This window comes from Pedobacter sp. CFBP9032, from assembly GCF_034045265.1.
Lineage (GTDB): Bacteria > Bacteroidota > Bacteroidia > Sphingobacteriales > Sphingobacteriaceae > Pedobacter.
The window spans coordinates 197,835-221,631 of record NZ_JAXCWE010000010.1 but is presented as its reverse complement, the minus strand read 5'-3'; the positions used below and the strand labels follow the sequence as shown (position 1 = coordinate 221,631).

Annotated in this window: 22 protein-coding genes; 9 read left to right on the top strand and 13 right to left on the bottom strand. The window is 37.7% G+C overall.

All coding sequences use genetic code 11. The annotated features are described in order from the left end of the window. Positions 1 to 16 precede the first annotated feature (16 nt). Positions 17 to 295, top strand: coding sequence for a LapA family protein (locus SOM16_RS18055; protein ID WP_320465398.1), 279 nt, complete (start codon positions 17 to 19; stop codon positions 293 to 295). Positions 296 to 615: 320 nt separating this feature from the next. Here SOM16_RS18055 and SOM16_RS18050 read toward each other — a convergent pair whose 3' ends face one another. The 5 genes from SOM16_RS18050 to ispE form a co-directional block, all read right to left on the bottom strand. Next, positions 616 to 912: a hypothetical protein gene (locus tag SOM16_RS18050; protein ID WP_320465397.1), complete on the bottom strand. Its 297-nt coding sequence runs from the start codon at positions 910 to 912 to the stop codon at positions 616 to 618. A 79-nt stretch (positions 913 to 991) separates the two neighbouring features. After that, positions 992 to 1,711, bottom strand: a complete 720-nt coding sequence (locus SOM16_RS18045) for a pirin family protein (protein WP_320465396.1) — start codon at positions 1,709 to 1,711, stop codon at positions 992 to 994. 260 nt (positions 1,712 to 1,971) lie between these two features. Then, a complete protein-coding gene (locus tag SOM16_RS18040) occupies positions 1,972 to 3,144 on the bottom strand; it encodes a trans-sulfuration enzyme family protein (protein ID WP_320465395.1) in 1,173 nt (390 codons plus the stop codon). Positions 3,145 to 3,293: 149 nt separating this feature from the next. After that, a complete protein-coding gene (locus SOM16_RS18035) occupies positions 3,294 to 3,710 on the bottom strand; it encodes an OsmC family protein (protein WP_320465394.1) in 417 nt (138 codons plus the stop codon). 237 nt (positions 3,711 to 3,947) lie between these two features. Then, positions 3,948 to 4,751, bottom strand: coding sequence for a 4-(cytidine 5'-diphospho)-2-C-methyl-D-erythritol kinase (ispE, locus tag SOM16_RS18030; RefSeq protein ID WP_320465393.1), 804 nt, complete (start codon positions 4,749 to 4,751; stop codon positions 3,948 to 3,950). Between the two features lie 227 nt (positions 4,752 to 4,978). On the opposite strand from ispE, the gene SOM16_RS18025 reads away from it, so the two are divergent. The 6 genes from SOM16_RS18025 (at position 4,979) to SOM16_RS18000 (ending at position 12,865) form a co-directional block, all read left to right on the top strand. Continuing rightward, positions 4,979 to 5,773, top strand: a complete 795-nt coding sequence (locus SOM16_RS18025) for a thymidylate synthase (RefSeq protein WP_320465392.1) — start codon at positions 4,979 to 4,981, stop codon at positions 5,771 to 5,773. 102 nt (positions 5,774 to 5,875) lie between these two features. Beyond that, entirely contained in the window at positions 5,876 to 6,241 is a 366-nt protein-coding gene (locus SOM16_RS18020; RefSeq protein ID WP_320465391.1) for a four helix bundle protein, read from the top strand. Positions 6,242 to 6,460: 219 nt separating this feature from the next. Further along, the gene (locus SOM16_RS18015) at positions 6,461 to 6,970 is read left to right on the top strand and encodes a dihydrofolate reductase (RefSeq protein ID WP_320465390.1); all 510 of its coding nucleotides are present in this window, start codon (positions 6,461 to 6,463) and stop codon (positions 6,968 to 6,970) included. A 351-nt stretch (positions 6,971 to 7,321) separates the two neighbouring features. Next, positions 7,322 to 10,303 (top strand): protein translocase subunit SecDF, encoded by a 2,982-nt coding sequence (secDF, locus tag SOM16_RS18010; RefSeq protein WP_320465389.1) that lies wholly within the window; start codon positions 7,322 to 7,324, stop codon positions 10,301 to 10,303. 221 nt (positions 10,304 to 10,524) lie between these two features. Next, on the top strand, positions 10,525 to 11,850 hold the full coding sequence (locus tag SOM16_RS18005; RefSeq protein ID WP_320465388.1) for an NAD(P)/FAD-dependent oxidoreductase: 1,326 nt from the start codon (positions 10,525 to 10,527) through the stop codon (positions 11,848 to 11,850). A 154-nt stretch (positions 11,851 to 12,004) separates the two neighbouring features. Then, entirely contained in the window at positions 12,005 to 12,865 is an 861-nt protein-coding gene (locus tag SOM16_RS18000) for a hydroxymethylglutaryl-CoA lyase (protein WP_320465387.1), read from the top strand. A gap of 76 nt (positions 12,866 to 12,941) precedes the next feature. On the opposite strand, the gene SOM16_RS17995 is transcribed toward SOM16_RS18000, so the two are convergent. The 3 genes from SOM16_RS17995 to fbaA all read right to left on the bottom strand — a co-directional run bounded on the left by SOM16_RS17995 (position 12,942) and on the right by fbaA (position 15,068). Beyond that, positions 12,942 to 13,364, bottom strand: coding sequence for a GNAT family N-acetyltransferase (locus tag SOM16_RS17995; protein ID WP_320465386.1), 423 nt, complete (start codon positions 13,362 to 13,364; stop codon positions 12,942 to 12,944). Further along, positions 13,361 to 13,846: a low affinity iron permease family protein gene (locus tag SOM16_RS17990; protein ID WP_320465385.1), complete on the bottom strand. Its 486-nt coding sequence runs from the start codon at positions 13,844 to 13,846 to the stop codon at positions 13,361 to 13,363. Before SOM16_RS17990 ends, SOM16_RS17995 begins: the two co-directional genes overlap by 4 nt. A 142-nt stretch (positions 13,847 to 13,988) precedes the next feature. Beyond that, entirely contained in the window at positions 13,989 to 15,068 is a 1,080-nt protein-coding gene (gene fbaA, locus SOM16_RS17985; protein WP_154279366.1) for a class II fructose-bisphosphate aldolase, read from the bottom strand. A 436-nt stretch (positions 15,069 to 15,504) separates the two neighbouring features. On the opposite strand from fbaA, the gene accD reads away from it, so the two are divergent. Then, positions 15,505 to 16,350, top strand: a complete 846-nt coding sequence (gene accD / locus SOM16_RS17980; RefSeq protein ID WP_320465384.1) for an acetyl-CoA carboxylase, carboxyltransferase subunit beta — start codon at positions 15,505 to 15,507, stop codon at positions 16,348 to 16,350. A 1,282-nt stretch (positions 16,351 to 17,632) separates the two neighbouring features. After that, a complete protein-coding gene (locus tag SOM16_RS17975; RefSeq protein WP_320465383.1) occupies positions 17,633 to 19,180 on the top strand; it encodes a M20/M25/M40 family metallo-hydrolase in 1,548 nt (515 codons plus the stop codon). A 511-nt stretch (positions 19,181 to 19,691) separates the two neighbouring features. On the opposite strand, the gene SOM16_RS17970 is transcribed toward SOM16_RS17975, so the two are convergent. The 5 genes from SOM16_RS17970 to SOM16_RS17950 all read right to left on the bottom strand — a co-directional run bounded on the left by SOM16_RS17970 (position 19,692) and on the right by SOM16_RS17950 (position 23,724). Beyond that, complete coding sequence (locus SOM16_RS17970) at positions 19,692 to 20,696, bottom strand: cytochrome d ubiquinol oxidase subunit II (RefSeq protein ID WP_320465382.1); 1,005 nt, start codon at positions 20,694 to 20,696, stop codon at positions 19,692 to 19,694. A 2-nt stretch (positions 20,697 to 20,698) separates the two neighbouring features. Beyond that, positions 20,699 to 22,030 carry a cytochrome ubiquinol oxidase subunit I gene (locus SOM16_RS17965; RefSeq protein ID WP_320465381.1) on the bottom strand — a complete coding sequence of 444 codons (1,332 nt, stop codon included), beginning with the start codon at positions 22,028 to 22,030 and terminating at the stop codon, positions 20,699 to 20,701. A 183-nt stretch (positions 22,031 to 22,213) separates the two neighbouring features. Beyond that, positions 22,214 to 23,110 (bottom strand): MBL fold metallo-hydrolase, encoded by an 897-nt coding sequence (locus SOM16_RS17960; protein ID WP_320465380.1) that lies wholly within the window; start codon positions 23,108 to 23,110, stop codon positions 22,214 to 22,216. A gap of 77 nt (positions 23,111 to 23,187) precedes the next feature. Further along, positions 23,188 to 23,391: a hypothetical protein gene (locus tag SOM16_RS17955; protein WP_320465379.1), complete on the bottom strand. Its 204-nt coding sequence runs from the start codon at positions 23,389 to 23,391 to the stop codon at positions 23,188 to 23,190. 129 nt (positions 23,392 to 23,520) lie between these two features. Further along, positions 23,521 to 23,724, bottom strand: a complete 204-nt coding sequence (locus SOM16_RS17950) for a hypothetical protein (protein WP_320465378.1) — start codon at positions 23,722 to 23,724, stop codon at positions 23,521 to 23,523. Positions 23,725 to 23,797 lie beyond the last annotated feature (73 nt).

Here is a 23,797-nt window from a genome sequence, read left to right as displayed (position 1 = left end):
GATAAATAAAAATAACATGAGTGCTAAAACCATCTTCATCGTCATCCTTACCGTATTACTCACTATTTTTTTAACCGTTAACACCGACCCTGTTGATTTTGATTTTCTGGTGGCAACCGTTCCCGTATCAAAACTGTTGGTCATCGGCATCTGCGTAATCCTTGGTTTTATTATCGGCTACATTGTTGGTCGCCCGAAAAAAACCTTTAGCAGCTATGATAATGAAATTGAAAGAAATCAGCCTGTTTCGAATAAGAAAGAATTAAGCGACGAGGACAGAGAGTACATTAGCTAAGATTTATAAGGATTATAGCATTTGAAGTGCTGAGGTTAGCTTTCAGATAATTTTGATCTTAACGATTAATGTTAATGTAGATATCGAGCGCAGTTATAGCAATGCTATTTTTCGTTGCCAATTGATTAATATTAATTAGCTCCTCCCAGGATGATTTTAATATCAGGGTTGCAATATCGGGTATTTTCGGGGTTTAAAATCAAAGTAAAGCCGATAATACTGTTTATGAGTTAAGATATGACTATCTCAATATCAGATAAACTAAAAATATATGCTAAGCATTTGACAAAAAAATACTAAAATCCTAGCATTATAAAACCCTAATTCAACGCAGTCATAATTTCCCCATAAAGTAATCCACTTCCGCCACCATAATGTTGAACGATTTTGATGTTTGGCTTAATCGCTTGCAACTTTAATCTAAGCGCCTGTTCACATTGCTGATCAATGCCATTACCAAGTAGTACCAGATCGATGGCCTCTTCCTTAAACACCGAAACCGCCTCTTCATCTGTACAAACACAAATGCCTTTCCATTCAGGCCTGGCATTTAACAAACGGTTCATTACAACCGTAATTTCAGAATCTCTGCCAATGTAAAGTATCGTAGTTTGCATATTTTTTTAAGTTAAGAGTTATCGGTTAAAAGTTGCAAACCAAACCTATCGATCTGCAACTTTCAACAAATAACTTTAATTATAATTCCATCGGAACATCCATTAACAACACCTCCGCGCCAGCAGAGTTTGCTTTAAAACTGATACTATCGGTATCCCAAACGCCAATCCCATCTCTGCGGCTGAAGGTTTGTCCGTTGATGGTTACTTCCCCATTAATTATAAAAGCATAGACGCCATTGCCCTCTTTTTTAATTTTATATTCGGTTTCAAAGCCTTCATCAAATTTCCCTAATGAGAACCAGGCATCCTGATGAATCCAAACATTATCATCTTCACTGTTTGGCGATAAAATCTGCTGGAAGTTATTGTGACGGGCAGCCACATCTAAAGCCCTTTGATCATACCTAGGTGTTACATTTTTTTTATTTGGGAACAACCAGATCTGCAGCAAATTCAACTGAACATCAGGTAGTGCATTAAACTCACTATGACTTACACCTGTACCTGCGCTCATTACCTGAATTTCGCCAGCTTTAATTTCTGCCGTGTTACCCATGCTATCTTTATGTGCAATAGCACCAGCTAATGGAATCGTAATGATTTCCATATTATCATGCGGATGTGCACCAAAACCCATTCCACCATCAATCAAGTCATCATTTAAAACTCTTAAAACGCCGAAGTGCATTCTTTCAGGATTGTAATAGTTAGCAAAACTGAATGAGTGGTGCGCGTTTAACCATCCATGATTGGCATGGCCTCTGGTGTTTTCTTTGTGCAAAATAAACTGTGACATAAATTTCCTTTCTTGTTTATGATACAAATGTACTGCGGGCATAGCGGCTATGCATTGATGTAGGGTAAGAAGTTTGGAGGAGGAAATCGTTCTGAGTTAATCGTTGGTTGTTTTTGAATGACTTGACGTAGAAGTTAGGTTTCAGAATCGCCCGTCAGAACTAAAATAATTGTTGTTATAAGCTTCAATAGATAATATAAAAAAAAGCGAGATCAATAAGCTATGCTTACTCATCTCGCCTGCAATTTCCCTTTATAGGGCTAGATGGTCACCAACGCCTGTTCAATATCAGCCAGAATATCGTTGATATGTTCTAAGCCAATAGATAAACGGATGGAACCTTGCTCGATCCCTACCACATTTCTTTCTTCTTCTGTAAGCTTATTATGCGTGCTTGTTGCCGGATGTGTAGCAATGGAACGAGTATCCGCTAAATTGGCAGAAATAGAGAACAGTTGCAAATTATCCATAAATTTACGGGCGGCATCAATACCACCTTCTACAACGATGGTTACAATTCCACCACCTTGTTTCATTTGCTTTTTCGCAATTTCATATTGAGGATGTGAAGCTAAAAATGGATATTTAACCAGTTTGATTTTCGGATGCTTCTCCAGGTATTCTGCAACTTTTAATGCATTTTCGCAATGGCGATCCATCCGGACAGCTAAAGTTTCTAAACTTTTAGACAAAATCCATGCGTTAAAAGGTGATAAAGCCGGACCGCTATGGCGGGCGAAGCCGATAATTTCTGCAATCAGATCTTTATACCCTAAAATAATTCCACCTAAAACGCGACCTTGTCCGTCGATGTACTTGGTAGCTGAATGAATGGAAATATGCGCTCCCAGTTTAATCGGCTGCTGCAGATACGGCGTGGCAAAGCAATTATCGACCACTAAAAGTTGATTATGTTTTTTTGCCAACTGACCAAGAAACTCCAGGTCAATGATATCTATTCCGGGGTTTGATGGGGTTTCTACAAAAATCATTTTAGTATTGGGCTTAATCAATGCCTCCCAATCTTCCGGTTTATCCAAGTCTGCATAATCAAATGTTACCCCCCATTTAGAAAACACGTTGGTGAGCAATTGGTGGGTAGAGCCAAAAACCGATCTGCTTGATACAATATGATCACCAGCTTTCAAAAATGCGCCGAAGGTGGTAAAAATAGCGGCCATCCCGGTAGCCGTTGCGAAACCATCTTCAGCACCTTCCAAAAGACACATCTTCTCGATAAATTCTGAAGTGTTAGGATTAGAATAACGGCTGTAAACATTTCCCTCTTTTTCATTGGCAAACAAAGCACGCATCTCTTCTGCATCATCAAACTTATAACTTGAGGTTAAATAAATTGGTGCAGAGTGTTCTTTATGTAAGCTTCTTTCGGTTTGTGTGCGAATCGCTATGGTTTCAAAGTTTTCGGATTTCATTTTTTGTTGGTATCAAGATTTTAGTATCAAGTATCAAGATTTTAGTATCAAGTATCAAGATTTTGTATGGAGTATAGATTTGGCCTCATGCATTTTGACCTCCCCAAACTTGATACCTGATACTTAGTACTTACTACTCCTGAATCTCACTATTTTTTTATTTCGTAAGTAAAGTTAATTTTTGCTGAGCGACCTAAAATATTTGAGACCGAGCAGTATTTATCAAAAGTGAGCGCCAATGCACGTTCTACTTTTCCAGTATTTAAATCGCCGGTTAGTTCAAAGTGGATTTCGATCTCATCAAAAATGGGTGGCATTTCTTCCTCTTTTCGGGTGGCGTTGATGGCAATTTTAATATCATCTAAAGGTTCTTTCTGCTTAGTTAACACATTTACCATATCAATTCCACTGCAACCCCCAAGCCCGATTAACAGCATTTCCATCGGCCTGAAACCCTTACCTTCGCCGCCAATCGCAGCTTTCGCATCTAGTTCAACAGTAAAACCATTTTCGTTTTCTGCTTCAAAATTGAATTTCCCGCTCTTGCGGATGAGATTTATATTCATGTTGTTAGTATCAAGTAGTTAGTATTAAGTATCAAGACTGATTTGCTTTAGTCTTTCTGCTTTTATCTTTCAGCTTTCAAAGTATCAAGACTGATTTGCTTTAGTCTTTCTGCTTTTACCTTTCAGCTTTCAAAGTATCAAGACTGATCGTGCTTTAGTCTTTCTGCTTTTACCTTTTAGCTTTCAAAGTATCAAGACTGATCGTGCTTTAGTCTTTCTGCTTTTACCTTTTAGCTTTTAAATATTATAATAAACTAAGTTGTTTTTTTCCAGTTCAGGCAGTTTAACAGGTTCGTTAAAAATTGCAAAAACAGACGAGCCGCTCCCACTCATTAAAGCGAATGTTGCGCCTGCATCGTATAAACTGGTTTTTATTTGATGAATTTGGGGATACTTTACAAATACCGATTGCTCGAAATCGTTAATAACCTTATCTTTCCATGTTGTTGGAGACAAATGTATCATTTCTTTTAAAGATTGCAAAGGCTTTTGAGGTTTTACCAACGCATAGGCATCAGCAGTACTCACGTGAATGGGTGGCTTTACCAGAACCTTAAACCAACCTGATAGATCCACTTCGCACTTTTCAAATTCATCACCTTTATTGAAAGCATAAACAGGTTTATTTTCAATAAAAAAAGCGCAGTCTGCACCAAGCCTTTTCGCATAGTCTTCCATTTGTTCAACAGACAAATTCAATTTAAATTTTTCGTTGATGAGCTTAACTACGAAAGCACAATCTGCCGATCCGCCCCCTAAACCCGCGCCTACCGGAATATTTTTTAATAGATTAATTTGCTGCGCAGGAATATCATAATCATTTTTAATCAGCTGGTAGGCTTTGTAACACAGGTTATCGTTCGCATCTCCTGGAATGGCTATCCCATGGATTCTGCAGGAAGTCTCTGTTGCATCCACAATTTCTACAGCATCTTTAATATTTATCGGATAAAAAACCGTTTCCAAGTTATGATAACCATCAGCACGTTTCTCTGTAATATTTAAGCCTAAATTTATTTTTGCGTTTGGAAAAGATAGCATTTTTAGTCTGGAGTCTTGATTCGTAAGTCATGAGTCTGAATTGCAAAAGTAGCAACCACCCTCACTGCAAACATACATCCTTGCGGTGTGAGAACAAAGTAATCAAGTTATCAAAATGTTAAAATGGCATATTGTCTATAATTAACACCCTTTACTTTTGATAAATTTTAGATATTTGTAACTGAAAATTTATTCGCAAATTAAAAGCCTTTTTTAGGTTTGGTTATATGAAACAATATTTAGATTTAATGCAACATGTGTTGGATAACGGCGCTCAGAAACATGATCGTACAGGAACAGGAACCGTAAGTGTTTTTGGCTATCAGATGCGTTTTAACCTGCAGGAGGGTTTCCCGATGGTGACGACTAAGAAGCTGCACTTAAAATCTATTATTCATGAACTGATCTGGTTTTTAACCGGCGACACTAATATTAAATACCTGAAAGATAATGGTGTTCGTATCTGGGATGAATGGGCAGATGAAGCAGGAAATTTAGGACCCGTTTATGGTTCGCAATGGAGAAGCTGGCCTACGCCGGATGGAAAACACATTGATCAGATTACCAACATCATTAACACTATCAATAATAATCCTGACTCACGGAGAATTATTGTTTCGGCATGGAATGTAGCAGAGATTGAAAATATGGCTTTGCCCCCTTGTCATGCATTTTTCCAATTCTATGTTGCCGATGGCAAATTAAGTTGCCAATTATATCAGCGCAGTGCTGATATTTTCTTAGGTGTTCCTTTTAACATTGCATCTTATGCGCTATTAACAATGATGGTTGCGCAGGTTTGCGGCCTGGAGGCCGGCGATTTCGTTCATACTTTAGGTGATGCACATCTGTATAACAATCATATTGAACAAGCTAACTTACAATTAAGCCGTGAGCCAAAACCACTACCCACAATGAAGATCAATCCTGATGTTAAAAGTATTTTTGACTTCAAGTTTGAAGATTTTACTTTGGAGAATTACGAGTCGCATCCACATATTAAAGGTGTAGTGGCGGTGTAGATTTCTGTTCATTGGTCATTAGCCATTGGTTCATTTGTTTGGTGCATACCTAAATACCCTATTTTATTACATCCTTATTTAATTTCAATAATTTAATAGAGAATGAATTATAAATTAGAGGATTTAGAAGTGTATAATTTATCAGAAATAATCTCAGATAAAATCTGGAATATAGTTACCAGATGGGAATATTTTGCAAAAGATACCATAGGGAAGCAACTCTGTAGGGCTGCCGATTCTATCAGTGCTAACATTGCAGAAGGATATGGCCGATACCATTTTAAAGAGAATAAAAACTTTTGTTACTACAGCCGGGGTTCTATTTTGGAGGTTAAGTCGTTCCTTAGGAAATCGAAAAACAGGAATTTGATATCTGAAGGATGTTATTTAGAACTCTATACCGAACTACAAACCCTTCATCTAAAGCTTAATGCTTACATAAAATATATTGGCAAAAATTTGACCTGATTCATCATAATCTAAGAATGAATGTTTGAATCTGGCCTATTAAACAGTGCTTAATACACCTTGCAAACACTAATAAACAAATGACCAATTATCAATGTAATCAAAACCATAAGCAAATGATACACCATGCAAACACTAATAAACAAACGACCAATTATAAATGGAATCAAAACCCTAAGCAAATGATACACCATGCAAACACTAATAAACAAATGACCAATGACTAATGAACAAAAAAGCCCTTCGCTTTCCATCGCTGTCGCCACAGGAGAAAACAAAGAAATAGGAAAAAACAACCAGTTATTATGGCACATGCCAGCAGATTTAAAGTTTTTTAAACAAACTACATCCGGTCATACTGTTATATTGGGCCGTAAAACGTTTGATTCTGTTGGCAGACCATTACCTAACCGCAGGAACATTGTGATCACCCGGGATGCCTCTTTGCAAATTGAAGGTGCTGAAGTGGTGAATAGCTTAGACGAAGCATTATTAATCACCCAAAATGAGGAAAAACAAGTTTTCATCATAGGAGGAGCAGAGATTTATCGCCAGGCTTTACCAAAGACTGATCTGCTCTATTTAACAACCATCCATCATCAATTTGATGCGGATACATTTTTCCCAGAATTTGATAGAAACGAATGGGAAGTGTTAAGTTCTGAACCTCATCAAGCCGATGAAAAAAATAAGTATGATTATACTTTTGAAGTTCTAAAGCGGAAGTAATTTCATTAACTGCTAAACGATGACAAGAGTTCTAAGCACATAGCTGAAAATAGAAATACTACCCGCGCCACCTAAACCCGATATAAGCGGCAGCCCCGGTTTTTTCTACCGGGCTACAGCGTTTAGCGGGACCGAACTCAAACCAAATGCCGCTGTTCTTGCTTTCCAAATCAATCAGCTGGTATAATTTGAACATTAAAATGGATGGAACGTAACGATTGCATTGGTATTATGCGCTAATGGAAATTAATCTTAATAAATTATCTGTTAAGGGGTTCTATAGTTTAAAAATTTAATTAGATTTGCCGACTTGTTAAAAAACAGCGAAAGACAAATTATTTTAAACAAACAATGCAAGGAAAAGGTTTTATTAAGTTTATAGCGATAGTTTTAGCTATCGTTTGTGCGTATGCGCTCTCATTTACATTGGTAGCATCCAATGTAGAAAAAGCCGCCAAAGACTATGCGAAGGGTGATCTGGCTAAAGAAAAAGCTTATTTAGATTCGATGAGTACCGAGAAAGTTTATCCAGTTGTTGGATTTACTTACGGGGAAGTTAAAGCTAAAGAGATTAATTTAGGTTTAGACTTAAAAGGTGGTATGAACGTAACGATGGAAATATCGTTAGCTGAATTGGTTAAATCTCTAGCGGGTAACCCTACTGATGCGAACTTTAATCAAGCTGTTCAAAATGCACAAATCCAATTAAATGCCGGCGGTAAAGATTACATCAAAATTTTTGTTGATGAATTTGAAAAATTAAGTCCTGGTGTTAAACTTGCAGATTATTTCTCTAATCAAGACAATGCATCTCAGTTAAAACCAAGTGCGAGCAATAATGAGGTTGAATCTTTCTTAGAAAAAGAAGCTACCAGCGCAATCGATCGTTCATTTACTGTTTTACGTTCTCGTATTGATGGTTTCGGCGTAGTTAGTCCGAACATGCAAAAACAAGAAGGCAGTAACCGGATCTTAATCGAAATGCCAGGTGTACAAGATAAAGAGCGTATTGCAAAACTGCTACAAGGTTCTGCTGAACTACAGTTCTGGCAGGTTTATCAGGTTCAGGAAGTTGTTCCTTTGCTTGAAAACATAAACAAAACCTTAGCTGCTACTTTAAAAGCTGATGCTCCTGCAGCCACTACTGATACTACTGCAGCTCCTGCTGGTGGTAAATTAGCTGGTTTAGAAAAAGCGGCTACTAAAGATACTACCGCTAAAGGTGGTAAACTTGCTGGTTTAGGTAAAAAAGATTCCACTGTTGTAAAAGCAGAATTAGCAAAATCTAATCCATTATATGCTGTACTAAGCCTTCCTGTTTATCAGGGAGAAAACGGACAGCAACAATTAATGCCAGGTGCTGTAGTGGGTATGTCTTTACAAAAAGATACTGCTAAAGTGAATTCATATTTAAGATTACCTGAGGTTGCTGCTGCGATTCCATCTACGATGAAATTTATGTGGAGCGTTAAACCTAGAGAAGGTTCTAAAGTTTTCGAACTTTATGCAATTAAAGCGGTAAGTGCTGATGGTAAACCTGATTTAGGTGGTGATGCAATCAGCGATTCTAAAGATGATTTCGATCAAAAAGGTAAGCCAGAAGTAACCATGTACATGACCAGCGAAGGTGCTGCGAAATGGAAAAAAATTACTGCTGAAGCTGCTGCTGATGCGAACAATAAAAAATCGATCGCCATTGTATTAGATAACCAGGTTTACTCTGCTCCTACTGTTCAGAATGAAATTGCCGGTGGTGTATCTTCCATTACTGGTAACTTTACTCAAGCGGATACTAAAGATTTATCAAATATCTTAAAAGCAGGTAAATTACCAGCTCCGGCACGTATTGCAGGAAGCTATGTAGTTGGTCCTACTTTAGGTGCACAAGCGATTCACGATGGTTTAATCTCTTTCGTAATTGCGTTTATTGTGATCTTAATCTTCATGGCGCTATATTATCACCGTGCAGGTTGGGTTGCTAACTTTGCTTTATTGATTAACTTATTCTTTGTTATCGGTATCCTGGTTTCGTTAGGAGCTGTATTAACATTACCGGGTATTGCGGGTATCGTTTTAACAATCGGTTTATCGGTTGATGCGAACATCCTGATTTTCGAACGTGTTCGGGAAGAGCTTGCACATGGCAAAACAGTAGCCAATGCAATTAAAGAAGGTTTTAAGCATGCTATGCCTTCTATCATTGATTCAAACGTTACCTTATTTATATTAGGTGCTATTTTATACGTATTCGGTAGCGGTCCTGTTCAGGGTTTTGCAACTACGTTATGTATTGGTATCCTTTCTTCATTATTTGCTGCAGTTGCCATTTCAAGAGTGGTATTTGATTCATTATTGTCTCGTAAAATTGAGGTTAACTTTGATAATAACTTAACGCGTAATGCATTCAAAAACTTAGCATTCAACTTTGTTGGTCGTCGTAAAATCTACTATATCATTTCTACAATAATTATTGTTGCTGGTATTGGTATGTACTTCAAAAATGGTGGTTTAAACTTAGGTGTAGATTTTAAAGGTGGTAGAACTTATCTTGTTCACTTTGATAAAGCTGTTAATACTGAAGATTTAAAATCAAAATTAGCACCAGTTTTTGATAATGAAACACCAGAGGTTAAAACTGCAGGAGAAGATAGCCAGGTTAAAATTACTACTACTTTCCACATCGAAGATCAGGACATTAGAACTGATAAAGTTGTTGAAGATGCTTTGAACAAAGGTTTAGCTGGTTCTAAGTATGAGATTGTAAGTTCGCAGAAAGTTACGCCGATCATTGCAAGTGATATTGTTAATGGTGCGTTTTACGCAGTATTGATTTCATGTATCTTCATGTTTATCTACATTGTTGTCCGCTTTAAAAAATGGCAGTATGGTTTAGGTGCGGTAATTGCATTGGCACATGATGTTTTGATGGTTCTATCTTTCTACACCATCTTAGACGGAGTAATGCCTTTCTCTTTAGAAATTGGACAAGATTTTATTGCAGCTATTTTAACGGTAATGGGTTACACCATGACAGAAACAGTTGTGGTATTCGATCGTATCCGTGAGAAATTAAAAGAATCTGGTAAAGAAGATTTACATGGCGAAGAACGTAATCAATTAATCAACTTCGCGTTGAATAGTACCTTAAGTCGTACAATTTTAACTTCGTTGACGGTATTCTTCGTGTTATTGGTTATCTTCATTTTTGGTGGTGATAGTATTCGCGGATTCATCTTCGCATTATTGATTGGTCGTATCATCGGTACGTACTCATCATTATGTATCTCTACTCCTATCGTAATTGATTTAGGTAGTTCTGCAGAGAAAAAATAAGATTAAACCTTTTAAAATAGATTAGACGCCTTGATTAAGATCGGGGCGTTTTTTTTTGCCCTTTAATGCCGACATTCTTTCTACTCAAACACCAGAAAAATCAGCGATATTCAATTGGACTCAAATTGCAATATCAACGTAAGTTTGAGTACCAAAACGGCCCATTCTAAACCTTTTAACCATCTTTTTGTTAGATTAGTATACGAATAAACCGATATAGAATGGATTTACAGCTTCCCAAAAGTGAACACCCTAGAATAGTAATTATTGGCGGCGGATTTGGTGGAATTGAACTGGCCAAACGACTGAAAAACAAACCTTTCCAGGTAGTGATGTTGGACAAACATAATTACCACACTTTCCAACCTCTGCTATATCAGGTAGCTACCGGCGGTTTAGAAGCTGAATCTATCGCCTTTCCGCTTCGTAAAATCTTTAAAGGACAAAAGAACCTCACTTTCAGGGTAACCAAGGTTAAAGAGATTAATGCAGAAAATAACTGTTTGAAAACCGACATTGGCGATGTGCAGTATGATTATCTGGTTCTTGCCACTGGCTCTACCAGTAATTTTTTCGGCAATAAAGAGATCGAACAAAATTCAATGCCAATGAAATCCATTCCTGAAGCATTGGATTTAAGGAGTTTAATCCTTCAGAATTTTGAAAAGTCGCTTATTGAAACGGATATAATTAAGAAACATGCCTTATTAAACTTTGTGGTTGTTGGTGGCGGACCAACAGGTGTTGAAACCTCTGGTGCCATTGCAGAGCTTAAAAAACATGTTATTCCGAATGATTATCCAGAAATGGATTTGAATAAAATAAATATCTACCTCGTAGAAAATTCGCCAGAATTATTAGGGCCGATGTCGCCACAGGCACAGGTAAAATCCAAAGAATTTTTAATCAAAATGGGCGTTCAGGTGATGAATGAAACCCGGGTATTGGGTTATGATGGATTAACACTCACGCTTCAGGATAAAGATCCGATTATGGCTTCAACGGTTATATGGAGCGCTGGTGTTAAAGGTGAGTTAGTAGCTGGTTTAGACCGGGCAGAGGTGGTTCGTGGTGGCAGACTGAAGACAGACAAGCAAAATCTGATTGTAGGTTATCATAATATCTATGCCATTGGTGATGTGGCCTCAATTATTGATGAAGAAACTCCAAATGGACATCCTGGAGTTGCACCAGTTGCCATTCAACAAGGACATCATTTAGCAAAAAACCTCGTTAACATTATTGAAAATAGACCTTTAGAACCATTTAAATATTTTGATAAAGGCTCTATGGCAACCGTAGGTAGAAATAAGGCAGTGGTAGATATTGGTAAAATTCGTTTTCAAGGGGTATTTGCCTGGTTCACCTGGATGTTTGTTCACCTGATGAGTCTGGTTGGTTTCAGAAACAAGATTATTGTATTTGTAAACTGGCTTTGGAGTTATTTTAGTTACGACCGTGGAACCAGATTAATTATCAGGACTTTTGCTAAAGATAGGAGTGTAGATTACCGAAAGGAAGTGGAAAGCGTGAAAGAAGTAGGTTAGGGAAATTCTGTTGATCGTTTTGATTATCGTTTGTTCATACTTAAATCATTATGAAACGTTGAGCATTGTCGTTTAACCCTTACCCTTTATTCCTCAAAATCTTTTCTTTGCGAGAAACTTTGCGCACCTTGCGATTCAATCATTTTTAAAATCCATGAGCGAGAAAGAATTTAAATTAGTGGAATGCCCACGGGATGCAATGCAGGGATTACACGATTTTGTGCCTACAGCATTAAAAACTGAGTACCTGAATTTGCTTCTTCAGGTCGGGTTTGATACACTTGATTTTGGCAGTTTCGTTTCTCCAAGAGCAATTCCACAGCTTGCTGACACTGCAGAGGTTTTGGCTAACCTGAATTTAGATGGAACGCAGACGAAACTGTTAGCCATTGTGGCTAATTTAAGGGGAGTCGAAGCGGCCATCAAACATCAGGAGATCACTTATCTGGGTTTTCCGTTTTCTATCTCAGAAACCTTCCAACAAAGAAATACCAATTCAAGTATCGGGCAATCGTTAGTAACTGTTGAGGAAATGTTATCGCTTTGCGCCAGGCATAGCAAAAAGGCCGTGGTTTATTTGTCTATGGGATTTGGAAACCCTTACGGGGATGAGTGGAATTACGAAATAGTAGAAAAGTGGGCAGATATTTTGGTGAGCAAAGGTGTAGAAATAATTTCTCTGGCTGATACCGTTGGGATCTCAACGCCAGAGAAAGTTAAAGAAATACTGCCGAAGCTCATTGCTAAATTTATCAATACGGAAATTGGAATCCACCTGCACTCCACTCCTGCTGATCGCCTTGAAAAAATCGAAGCAGCATATTATTCTGGCGTAAAACGAATTGATAGCGCATTGAAAGGCTTTGGTGGCTGCCCAATGGCTGCTGATGACCTTACTGGAAATATTGCTACAGAAGATGTCATCAACATTTTAAATTTAAAAGGTGAAGATTTAAACCTTAATATGGCTAAATGGCATGAGGCAATGGTTTTATCAGAGAGAATATTTGGATAGCCTTCTTCTTTTTGCCACGGAAGCCAAAGGCACGAGAAAGAGCCATTCTGTGATTTAATTAATTACACGGCAATAGTTAAACTTTCTTTACCATTTTAAAGTGCTGTATCCCTGCTTCTTCAAATTGCTCGCCTTCTGCAATAAAACCAAACTTGGCATATAAACTCATGGCATCTAATTGTGAGTTTAGGTAAATATAATGCGCATCTTCAGGGAGATCAGATAGTGCCTCAGCAATTAAAGCTCTACCAACACCTTGACCTCTGAAGTCTTTTAATACAGCAAAACGTTCCAACTTATAGCCTAAGTCCGTCTTTCTCCAGCGGCAGGCGCCACAAGGCTGCCCATTATGTGTAGCTAAAAAATGAATGGATTCATCCTCATGCTCCCACTCTAATTCTGGCGGGCAACTCTGTTCATCAACAAAAACAATTTTACGTATGGCAAATACTTTATCTAACTCTTCCGGGTGGATAACTTTTTGAACCTGTAAGCTCATGATATAGGGTGTTTAAAATGTTTATTCTTTTCTAATTTTGTTTCATTCAATTCCTTTGCAACATCAATGGAATGTGAGCAATGAATATCGGCCTCTTTTTTGGCAAGTGTAGCAATCGTAACATAAAATTTATGTAACTGATCCAGTTCCTGCTCACTCAGATCTTCAATATCGACCATGCGGTTACTCGCACCTTGCTGAACAGCAATGAGTTCGTTTAACTTTAATTGAATCGCTTTCCCATCTTTATTTTGTGCTTTCTGAATCAGAAAAACCATCAGGAAGGTGATAATCGTTGTACCGGTATTAATTACCAGCTGCCACGTTTCTGAATAATGAAACACGGGACCAGTTACTGCCCATATTAAAACGATTAGGGTTGCCGCAATGAAAGCAAAAGAACTGCCTGTAAATTTGGTCGCGGCATTAGCAAACTTCTCGAAAAAATTATTTTTTTTATTGTTGGTTTTAGATTTTGTCATCACATTTCATTTGCTTAAATGTAATTATAAAAACAAACAAAAACGCCATAAGTTTTCCAACCTATGGCGCCTTTGTTTAATTATTTTATGAATGATTTTTGAGTGATTGAATAAGACTATTCAACATCAAAATTCAGATTCCTTACAACTTATCGTTTGCGTTGATGCAATTTAAATCTTCAAATGCAGCTGTTAAACGCTTAACAAATGTTTCTTCACCTTTACGTAACCAAACACGTGGATCGTAATATTTTTTATTTGGTTTATCATCGCCATCAGGGTTACCAATCTGGCCTTGAAGAAATGCTTCGTTCTTTTTATAGTATTCTAAAATACCTTCCCAAAATGCCCATTGCATATCGGTATCAATATTCATTTTAATGGCACCATAAGAAATTGCTTCTCTAATTTCTTCCTGAGAAGAACCAGAACCACCATGGAATACAAAATTAATTGGTTTCTCAGCTGTTAATGCAAATTTCTCTTTCACAAAATCCTGAGAGTTTTTCAGAATAACCGGCTGTAACTTTACGTTACCTGGTTTGTAAACACCATGAACATTACCAAATGCAGCTGCTACCGTAAAACGAGGAGATACTTTGCTCAATTCTTCGTAGGCATAAGCAACTTCGCTTGGCTGAGTATATAATTTTGAACTATCAACGTCACTGTTATCCACACCATCTTCTTCACCACCGGTAACACCTAACTCAATTTCGATCGTCATGTTCATTTTAGACATGCGCTCCAAATATTTAGCAGAAATTTCCATGTTTTCTTCAATAGACTCTTCCGATAAATCTAACATGTGCGAAGAAAATAAAGGTTTTCCGGTTTCAGCGAAGAATTTTTCACCGTGATCTAAAAGGCCGTCAATCCAGGGCAATAATTTTTTTGCAGCATGGTCTGTATGTAAAACCACTGCAACACCATAATGCTCTGCTAATAAATGTACATGTTTAGCTGCAGATACTGCACCTAAAATACATGCCTGTAATTTCTCATTATCTAAAGATTTACCTGCGTAAAATTGCGCACCACCATTAGATAATTGAATCATAACAGGCGAATTTACTGCCTTAGCAGTTTCCAATACCGCATTAACCGTATTTGTACCGGTTACGTTTACTGCTGGTAAAGCAAACTGATGTTTTTTAGCCTGTTCAAATAATTCTTGAACGGCATCTCCGTAAATTACGCCTTTGTAGCCTTTTAAACTCATCTCTTGTTAATTTTATTAAGTCCGAAGTTATAAAAAAAAATAACATTCCAAGCTTTTGTAACAACAGAATTATTTGCTTAACAACTAAATAGAGCCTGTTTAGTGTAAAAATCACATTATCCTTAGTGTAGAAACTACACACCAATAGGGTAAGCAGTTTTTAGTTGGAAGTTTTCAGGTAACAGTTTTCAATTGGCAGTTAACAGTTGGCAATAACAGTTAGCAGTTTCAATTGCCATTTTTTATTAGCAGTTATAAAACAGCTATTAAATTCTTTGCTTGATTCAGGTATTTCAAGTGTTAATGCGTTTGATTATTGATCATTCATTAATTAAATATTTAACAATCGGTACATGTTGCCAATTTTGCTTATGGGTAATCCCTAATGTTTATTATATTTTTCGTTTCTTTGCAATCCAATTCTTTAAAAAATTATATGGCTTGGTTTAAGAGAGAAAACAAAGGTATCATCACCACAACAGAAGAGAAGAAAGAGGCACCGGATGGCGTGTGGAATAAGTGTCCAAATTGCAAAAAACCGCTACACCAAACAGAATTGCAGGAAAACAAATACGTTTGTCATTACTGCGATTACCATTTGAGAGTAGGTTCTAAAGAATATTTTGAAGTTTTATTTGACAACAACGAATTTAAAGAGTTATTTGCTAACCTCACATCTGGCGATCCTTTAAACTTCAATGATAATAAACCTTACACCGACAGAATCGTGGAAAGCCAGGCTAAAACTGGTTTGAAAGATGCTATTCGTGCTGGTGTAGGTAAAATTGAAGGTCAGGAATTAGTAATTGCCTGTATGGATTTTGCCTTCATTGGTGGCTCTATGGGTTCGGTAGTGGGCGAAAAAATTGCCCGTTCTATTGACCATTCAATTAAACATAAAATTCCATTCCTCATGATTTCAAAATCAGGTGGCGCAAGGATGATGGAAGCTGCATTTTCGCTAATGCAGATGGCTAAAACTTCTGCTAAACTTGCTTTGTTAAGTCAGGCAAAAATTCCTTATATTTCTTTATTAACAGATCCTACAACTGGTGGCGTTACCGCATCTTATGCCATGCTTGGCGATATTAATATAGCAGAACCAGGCGCATTAATTGGCTTTGCCGGCCCAAGAGTGATTAAAGAAACCATTAAAAAAGATTTACCAAAAGGTTTCCAAACTTCAGAATTTGTTCTGGAGCATGGTTTCCTCGATTTTATTGTGGATAGAAGAGCCATGAAAGCTAAAATAGGTGCTTTTATTAAAATGATGAATAATTAAAAAGCGTCACCCCAACCCTCTCTGGAAGAGAGGGAGCCGCAAAAAAATATAACTTTCAGAAAAGCAGGGCTTGAATAACTTCGTTTAATTCAGTCCTGCTTTTTGTTTCAAGTCCGCCCCTCAAACTCGATATTCCAGGGCCACACTAATCTTCTCCATTGAATTAAATCAATAGCAATTGATTTAATACCATTCTAATACCTATCCTCGCAATAAATTAATTTCTTCCGCTTGTTGAAACAGGCGGCGATGAAGGCTATAGCGATCGCTAAAGCCGCCATACTATTCACTGCCATTGACTTTAGGCAATGGCAATAATATTAAATTGATTTAATCCCCTTCTCATTCTAATACCTATTCCCAATAAATTAATTCCTTCCGCCTGTTGAAACAGGCGGCGATGATCGATATAGCGATCGCTATAGCCGACATACTATTCATTGCCATTGACTTTAGTCAATGGCAATCATATTAAATTGATTTAATACCCTTCTCATTCTAATACCTATCCCCATAAATTAATTCCTTCCGTCTGCTGAAACAGGCGGCGATGATCGATATAGCGATCGCTATAGCCGCCATACTATTCATCGCCAATTGACTTCAGTCAATGGCAATAATATTAAATTGATTCAACACCCTTCCTATTCCAATACCTATCCACAATAATTAATCCCTTCCGCATGTTGAAACAGGCGGCGATGATGTCTATAGCGATCGCTATAGCCTCCATACTATTCATCGCCATTGACTTTAGGCAATGGCAATAATATTAAATTGATTTAATCCCCTTCTCATTCTAATACCTACCCCAATGAATTAATTCCTTCCGCCTGTTGAAACAGGCGGCGATGATCGATATAGCGATCGCTATAGCCGCCATACTATTCATCGCCATTGACTTTAGTCAATGGCAGATTATATCAATAGCAATTGATTTAATACCATTCTAATACCTATCCTCGCAATAAATTAATTCCTTCCGCCTGTTGAAACAGGCGGCGATGATGTCTATAGCGATCGCTATAGCCTCCATACTATTCATCGCCATTGACTTTAGTCAATGGCAGATTATATCAATAGCAATTGATTCAATACCATTCTAATACCTATTCCCAATAAATTAATTCTTTCCGCCTGTTAAAACAGGCGGCGATGATGTCTATAGCGACCACCAGTTTGCAATAGAACGCGCTAACCATTTCAATCTGCAACATTTCCATTAACATCCTCTTCCAAATCCCTTATTCATTAAATTAGCGCATTATTAACTAACCCTATTATGAATAAAAAACTACTCTTACCAACATTACTCCTATTTACCTCCGCTTTCACTTTTGCGCAAGACAAAAAGGTAATCGATAACATTGTAAAAGAAGTAAACGAGAACTCGCAATTAGAGAAACTGGCTCATGAGCTGTTAGATGTTGTCGGCCCGCGCTTAGTCGGTTCTCCACAAATGAAACAAGCCAACGATTGGGCAGTAAAAAAATACAGCGACTGGGGAATTGCTGCCAAAAACGAGAAATGGGGCGAATGGGCTGGCTGGGAACGCGGTATTACACATATTGATTTACTAAGCCCAAGGCTACGCACTTTAGAAGGCACACAATTGGCCTGGAGTCCATCTACCAATGGAAAAACGATTAATGCTGAAGCCATAATTCTTCCAACAATTACCGATTCTGTAGCTTTCCAGAAATGGTTGCCTAGTGTAAGCGGTAAAATCGTGTTGATTTCCATGAACCAACTTTCTGGCAGACCAGAAAAGAACTGGGAAGAATTTGCGACGAAAGACTTATTTGAAAAATTCAAAAAAGAGAAAGCTGATGCATTAAAAGCGTGGACAGCCAGCATGGCTAAAACAGGTTACAATACCAAAACGCTTCCTGTGGCCTTAGAAAATGCAGGGGCAGTTGCCGTGGTAATTAATAACTGGTCGCAAGGATTTGGAGTAGATAAAATTTTTGGAGCCAATACCACTAAAGTACCAACATTAGATTTATCAGTGGAAGATTATGGTTTAGTGTACCGCCTGGCTTTGAATGGTGACAAGCCGATGCTTAAAATCGAATCAGAATCTAAAAAACTAGGTGCTGTACCCACTTTCAACACTATTGCTGAAATCAAAGGAAAACAGAAGCCGAAAGAATATGTGATGTTATCTGCTCATTTCGATTCCTGGGATGGTGCAAGTGGAGCTACAGACAATGGTTCTGGCACCATCATGATGATGGAAGCCATGCGGATTCTGAAAAAGTTTTATCCAAACCCTAAGCGCACCATTTTAGTTGGCCATTGGGGAAGTGAAGAACAGGGACTAAATGGCTCAAGAGCTTTTGTAGAAGATCATCCGGAGATTGTAGGTAATCTACAAGCGCTATTTAATCAAGATAACGGAACTGGAAGAGTGGTAAATATTGGCGGGCAAGGCTTCGCAAAATCGAAAGACTATATCACCCGTTGGCTAAATGCAGTACCTGATACCATTAAAAATCAAATCAAAACTAGTTTCCCTGGTATGCCTGGTGCAGGTGGGTCTGACTTTGCTTCTTTCGTAGCTGCTGGTGCTTTGGGTTATTCCCTAAGCTCCACAAGTTGGGATTACGGCACGTACACCTGGCACACCAATCGCGACAGCTACGATAAGTTGGTTTTTGATGAAATCCGTAGCAATGTAATCTTAGCTGCTATTATGGTATATATGGCTTGCGAAGATCCTGAAAAAACTTCTACAGAAAAAGCGACAGACTTACCTGTAAATGAAAGAACGGGTAAACCAGCAACCTGGCCTGTTCAAAGTAAATCTAACAGAAAAGGTGGATTGTAATTACGATTAAACATATTCTAAAAAGGAGCATCTGGAAATAGATGCTCCTTTTTTTATCAATTAGTATGCTGTTTCCTGATCAGTTCTTTCAATCATAAATTTTATTCTCGTCCTGGCCGGACGGGGCCCTCTTCTTTGGGCAACCAAAGAAGCAAAGTTGCCTGCTCGCAATTTTTTTATCTAAGTTAATAGGTTGGCTTAGTTAATGCTATCCCGAATAATTGACCATGCCGATCTAAAAGCAGAACGAAGAATCAGTGGTTTGGCTTCGCCAGGCTTTTACAGCGATTGTAATCTGTGTATCGCAGTCTCCATTTCGTCTTTACGAGAAGACTTCTTCAGCAGCAGAAGCAATCTTAATGCAATCGCTACTTGCGTTGAGTTGTAGCGAGACGCTACAACTGGATTTAAACGCTACAACCAGATTTAGATACGTACTTTTTTCAATTTTGTTATTATTGTTTTCATGTTCCTGACTCCAGACTATTGACTAACGACTTTGATCTTGCACCTACTCTTCCTTTTTCTGAAACTTATAAAACAAGTAACCTAGAAAGGGCAAGATCAACACACTGCCTAAAAGAAGTGCTAAACCCAAACTATAAATCGTTTTTTCAGGTCCAACCGTCTCAAAAAGTGAAATCGCCTCTCCGTTTTTTAACCGGATAAAATTTGGAAAGTGTGCGTAACTGATGGCGACCAATATCATAGTAACCTGAAAGCCTGCCAAAACACGGAGAATCTTGGTTTTGCCTTTAATTAAAAAATACCACAATAAAACCAATGATAAGCTGGCCAGAATAATTGCTGTTAAACCCACGGGATTTTTAAAAACCCAATCAAATAATGGGATTTCATCCAGCTGTGCGGCAATGAAAACCATAGCGCCAAATATTACTGCAGCAATGTTCATGTATTCAGCTTTTTTAATAAACCTGCGCTTATCGTGAGCGTCATCAGTTTCACCAATAAGATAAATGGCAGCCAGGAAACCGCAAAGGGTAACCGTAAATAGACCTACGGCAATCGAAAACCAATTGAACCAGCTGTAGATATAGGCAGAAACAAAGTCTTTAGCCTCCGTATCAATATGCCCGGAAATTAAGCTGCCGGCAATAATACCTAGAAATAAAGCAGTGACGAAGCTGGAATACCTGAAAATGCGATTATAAAGCCATTGCATATCATCTTTTATCGCATCATAATGGCGAAATACAAATGCTGTACCCCGGGCAATAATCCCAACAAGCATAATGAGTAATGGAATATGCAGATAAACCGACATGGTGGTGTAAATGTGCGGAAAACCAACAAAAAGAATTACAATGGCAATAATAAGCCACATGTGGTTAGCTTCCCAAACCGGACCAATGGCCTGATACATGGTTTTTCTGGTTCTGCTTCTATTTTTAGTCGAAGTAAAAAGTTCGATAATTCCGGCACCAAAATCTGCTCCTCCAAGCAAAAAATACAACAATATGCTCAAACATAAAAAAGTAATGACAACATATTCCATAATTAATGATTTGAGGTTTCGGATGCAGGATTGTTGTATAATACCGGAACCATTTTAATCTGCCGGTAAAGAAGGAAGGTTACGATAATACTAAGAGACAAGTAAATTGCTGAAAAAATGTAGAATGAATAAGCAATTCCAGGCATTGGCGTTACGGCATCTTTGGTTCTCATAATGCCATAAATAATCCAAGGTTGACGGCCAACTTCTGTAACCACCCAACCTGCTTCCAGCGCGACGTAACCTAAAGGAATGGCAAGCACAAATAATTTCAGAAGCCACCGTTTCTCTAACAGTGATTTTCTTCTAAGCAGGTTAATAAAATAAACCACAGAGATCAGTGCCAGAAGTGTTCCTATTCCAACCATGATCTGAAAAGCATAGTGTGTGATAGCCACGGGGGGTTGCTCATCCTTGGGGATCTGATCTAAACCTTTCACTTCAGCTTTAAAATCGCCGTGAGCCAGGTAACTCAATGCACCAGGAATTTTTATCGCCCCCTTTACCGTTTTATCTTTTTCATTTACAATTCCACCGATAAGTAGTGGGGCTGGCTTTTCCGTTTTGTACAGCGCTTCCATGGCTGCAAGTTTTGCAGGTTGTCTTTTAGCCACATCTTTTGCAGATATATCGCCGCTTAATGGTTGTAATATAGCACCAATGCAAGCAAATATTGCTGCTATTTTAAAGGCTTTTAAATGGAATTCTTTATTTTGATTTCTTAAAATCATAAATGCATGCACCCCGGCAACAGCAAAACCTGTCGCTGTAAATGCTGCTAAACACATATGTAAGGCCTGCGAAAACCAGGCTTTATTGAACATGGCCTGAATAGGATCAATATTGAGATACTGCCCATTTACAAAATCAAATCCTGTCGGACTATTCATCCATGCATTTGCAGCCACCACTAAAATCCCTGATGCCAGTCCGCTTACGCCAACTACCATTCCCGTAAACCAGTGGAACCATTTATTTAACTTGTTCCATCCGTAAAGGAAAAAGCCTAAAGCAATCGCTTCAATAAAAAAAGCTGTTCCTTCGAGTGAAAAGGGCATTCCGAAAATCGGGCCAGCGTGCTCCATAAATTTTGGCCAAAGCAGACCAAGTTCGAAGGATAACATGGTACCAGATACGGCGCCGGTAGCGAAGAAAATAGCAACACCTTTACTCCAGGCCTTAGTTAGGTTTTTATAAACTTCATCATTGGTTTTTAACCATTTATAATGAGATACAGCCATAAAAAACGGCATCACCATTCCAATGCAAGAGAAAATAATGTGAAAGCCTAAAGATAAGGCCATCTGGGATCGTGCTGCTAAAAAATCATCCATATCTGATATTGGATTTGGTATGACGCAAATATAACTGATAGCGAATTACTTATATATCTTTTAATTGACTACTTTATCAGTATTTGAAATATAGAATGTTTTTAAATTGAAAATAGATTTGGTGGTCAGTTACTGACTTATCTAAAATAGCCTAAATATTAATTGTCAATAAACTTCAAACTATCAAACGCCCTTCAGTTCATCATACGCAGCAGTTAAACTTCGCTGGATTCCATCGCCTTGCCATTCTGGTGCACCAGGGATAGTTGTAGCTTTAATTATGTCTTCTTTAGTTTTTCCAGCTTTAATTTCCATGCCAACAAAGGTTAGTAAGTTTTGAAGATAGTTTTGAAAGGCTTTCACATCAGCCTTGCTACCTGTTACCTTCTCGGGTTCACGACTATGACCGAAGATGAATAGGGTATCATTATCAAATTGGTTATGAATTTTATCCAAAGCGATGATCCAATTACCAATGTGGGCACCATTTTCTCTGTCGATATAAGGATACTTCCTATTGGATACTAAATCACCAACATGAACAATATTAGCGTTTTCAAAATGATAAATAGCATCGCCATTGGTATGGCCAGAACCATAGTAATAGGCACTGATTTTTTCGTCACCAATTGGAGCCTTCCAGCCTGTACCGAAGGTGGTATCTGGTAACAAAACCTGATCTAGATTATTCGCCTTTTCAGCTGCTCTTTTCTGGTTAACCAACGAGTTTTGATGGGCAACTACTTTTTCTGCTATCCCTTTAAACGCAATATTACCAGTTGTATGATCTCCATGGTGATGCGTGTTAATCAAATATTTGAATGGCTTATTTCCAAGTTTTTTCAATTCTTCGATAACATGTGGTGCTGAAGCCGGGAATTGTGAATCGATCACCGCAAAGCCACTTGAAGAATTTAACCAGCCAATGGTTCCACCTTGTTCCGTAAAAATACCCACATTGTTTCGCAATGGTTTAAAGATATGTGCGAAAGATTTTTGATAAGCAAAAACATCACTTTTATAAATAGACAAAAGTGCCATTGCCAACGCTGAATTTTTAATAAAGTTTCGTCTCTCCATTTTTTGCTCATAATAAAAGCCACAACAACATGCTGTGGCTTAAAATTAATAATTTAATATGATAATGTTTTCAAACATTATATGCCAGAACCTGGTGTTGTCCCAGGCTCATGGCCAGGGCCGAAGGCATTATTTTTCCTGCCTTTATCCTTGTTGAACAAGTTTGTGGTTACGCTTGATGATTTATTCTCATCAAGGTTTCTGTTTTCTTTAACATCTTCGGCTGTTTTATCCAGCAATTCATTCTCAATAACTTTGCCTTTTTCTTTATTCGTTTCCATAATGATTTTAAATTGATGTACAATAAGAACACCTCAAAAATAATATTGTTTTTGATAGCTGTTTTTGGAATAGCTTCAGGCAGGCTATAACCATCCTTTTTGCAAAAGACATCAATTTATTGGATAAAGTTAGATCATTGCACCCGGCAATTTCCTTAATTCATGAATACAGCCAAAAGAATTAAATTTTCGCTTGTGAATTTTATTGAAATGATGTGAAGATTCAAAAGAAAAAGGGGATAGAATGAATTTGTAAATGTGTTTTCTATCTGCTGATAGTTTCTCGTTTAATCCTGAATTTTCAGAATTAGCATTGGTTTGATTATTTTCCATAACACAAAAATTTTTGAATATTACTGCTGAAATGATAAGTTCAAAAAAAAATGCAGCTTAACCTTAAAATGGG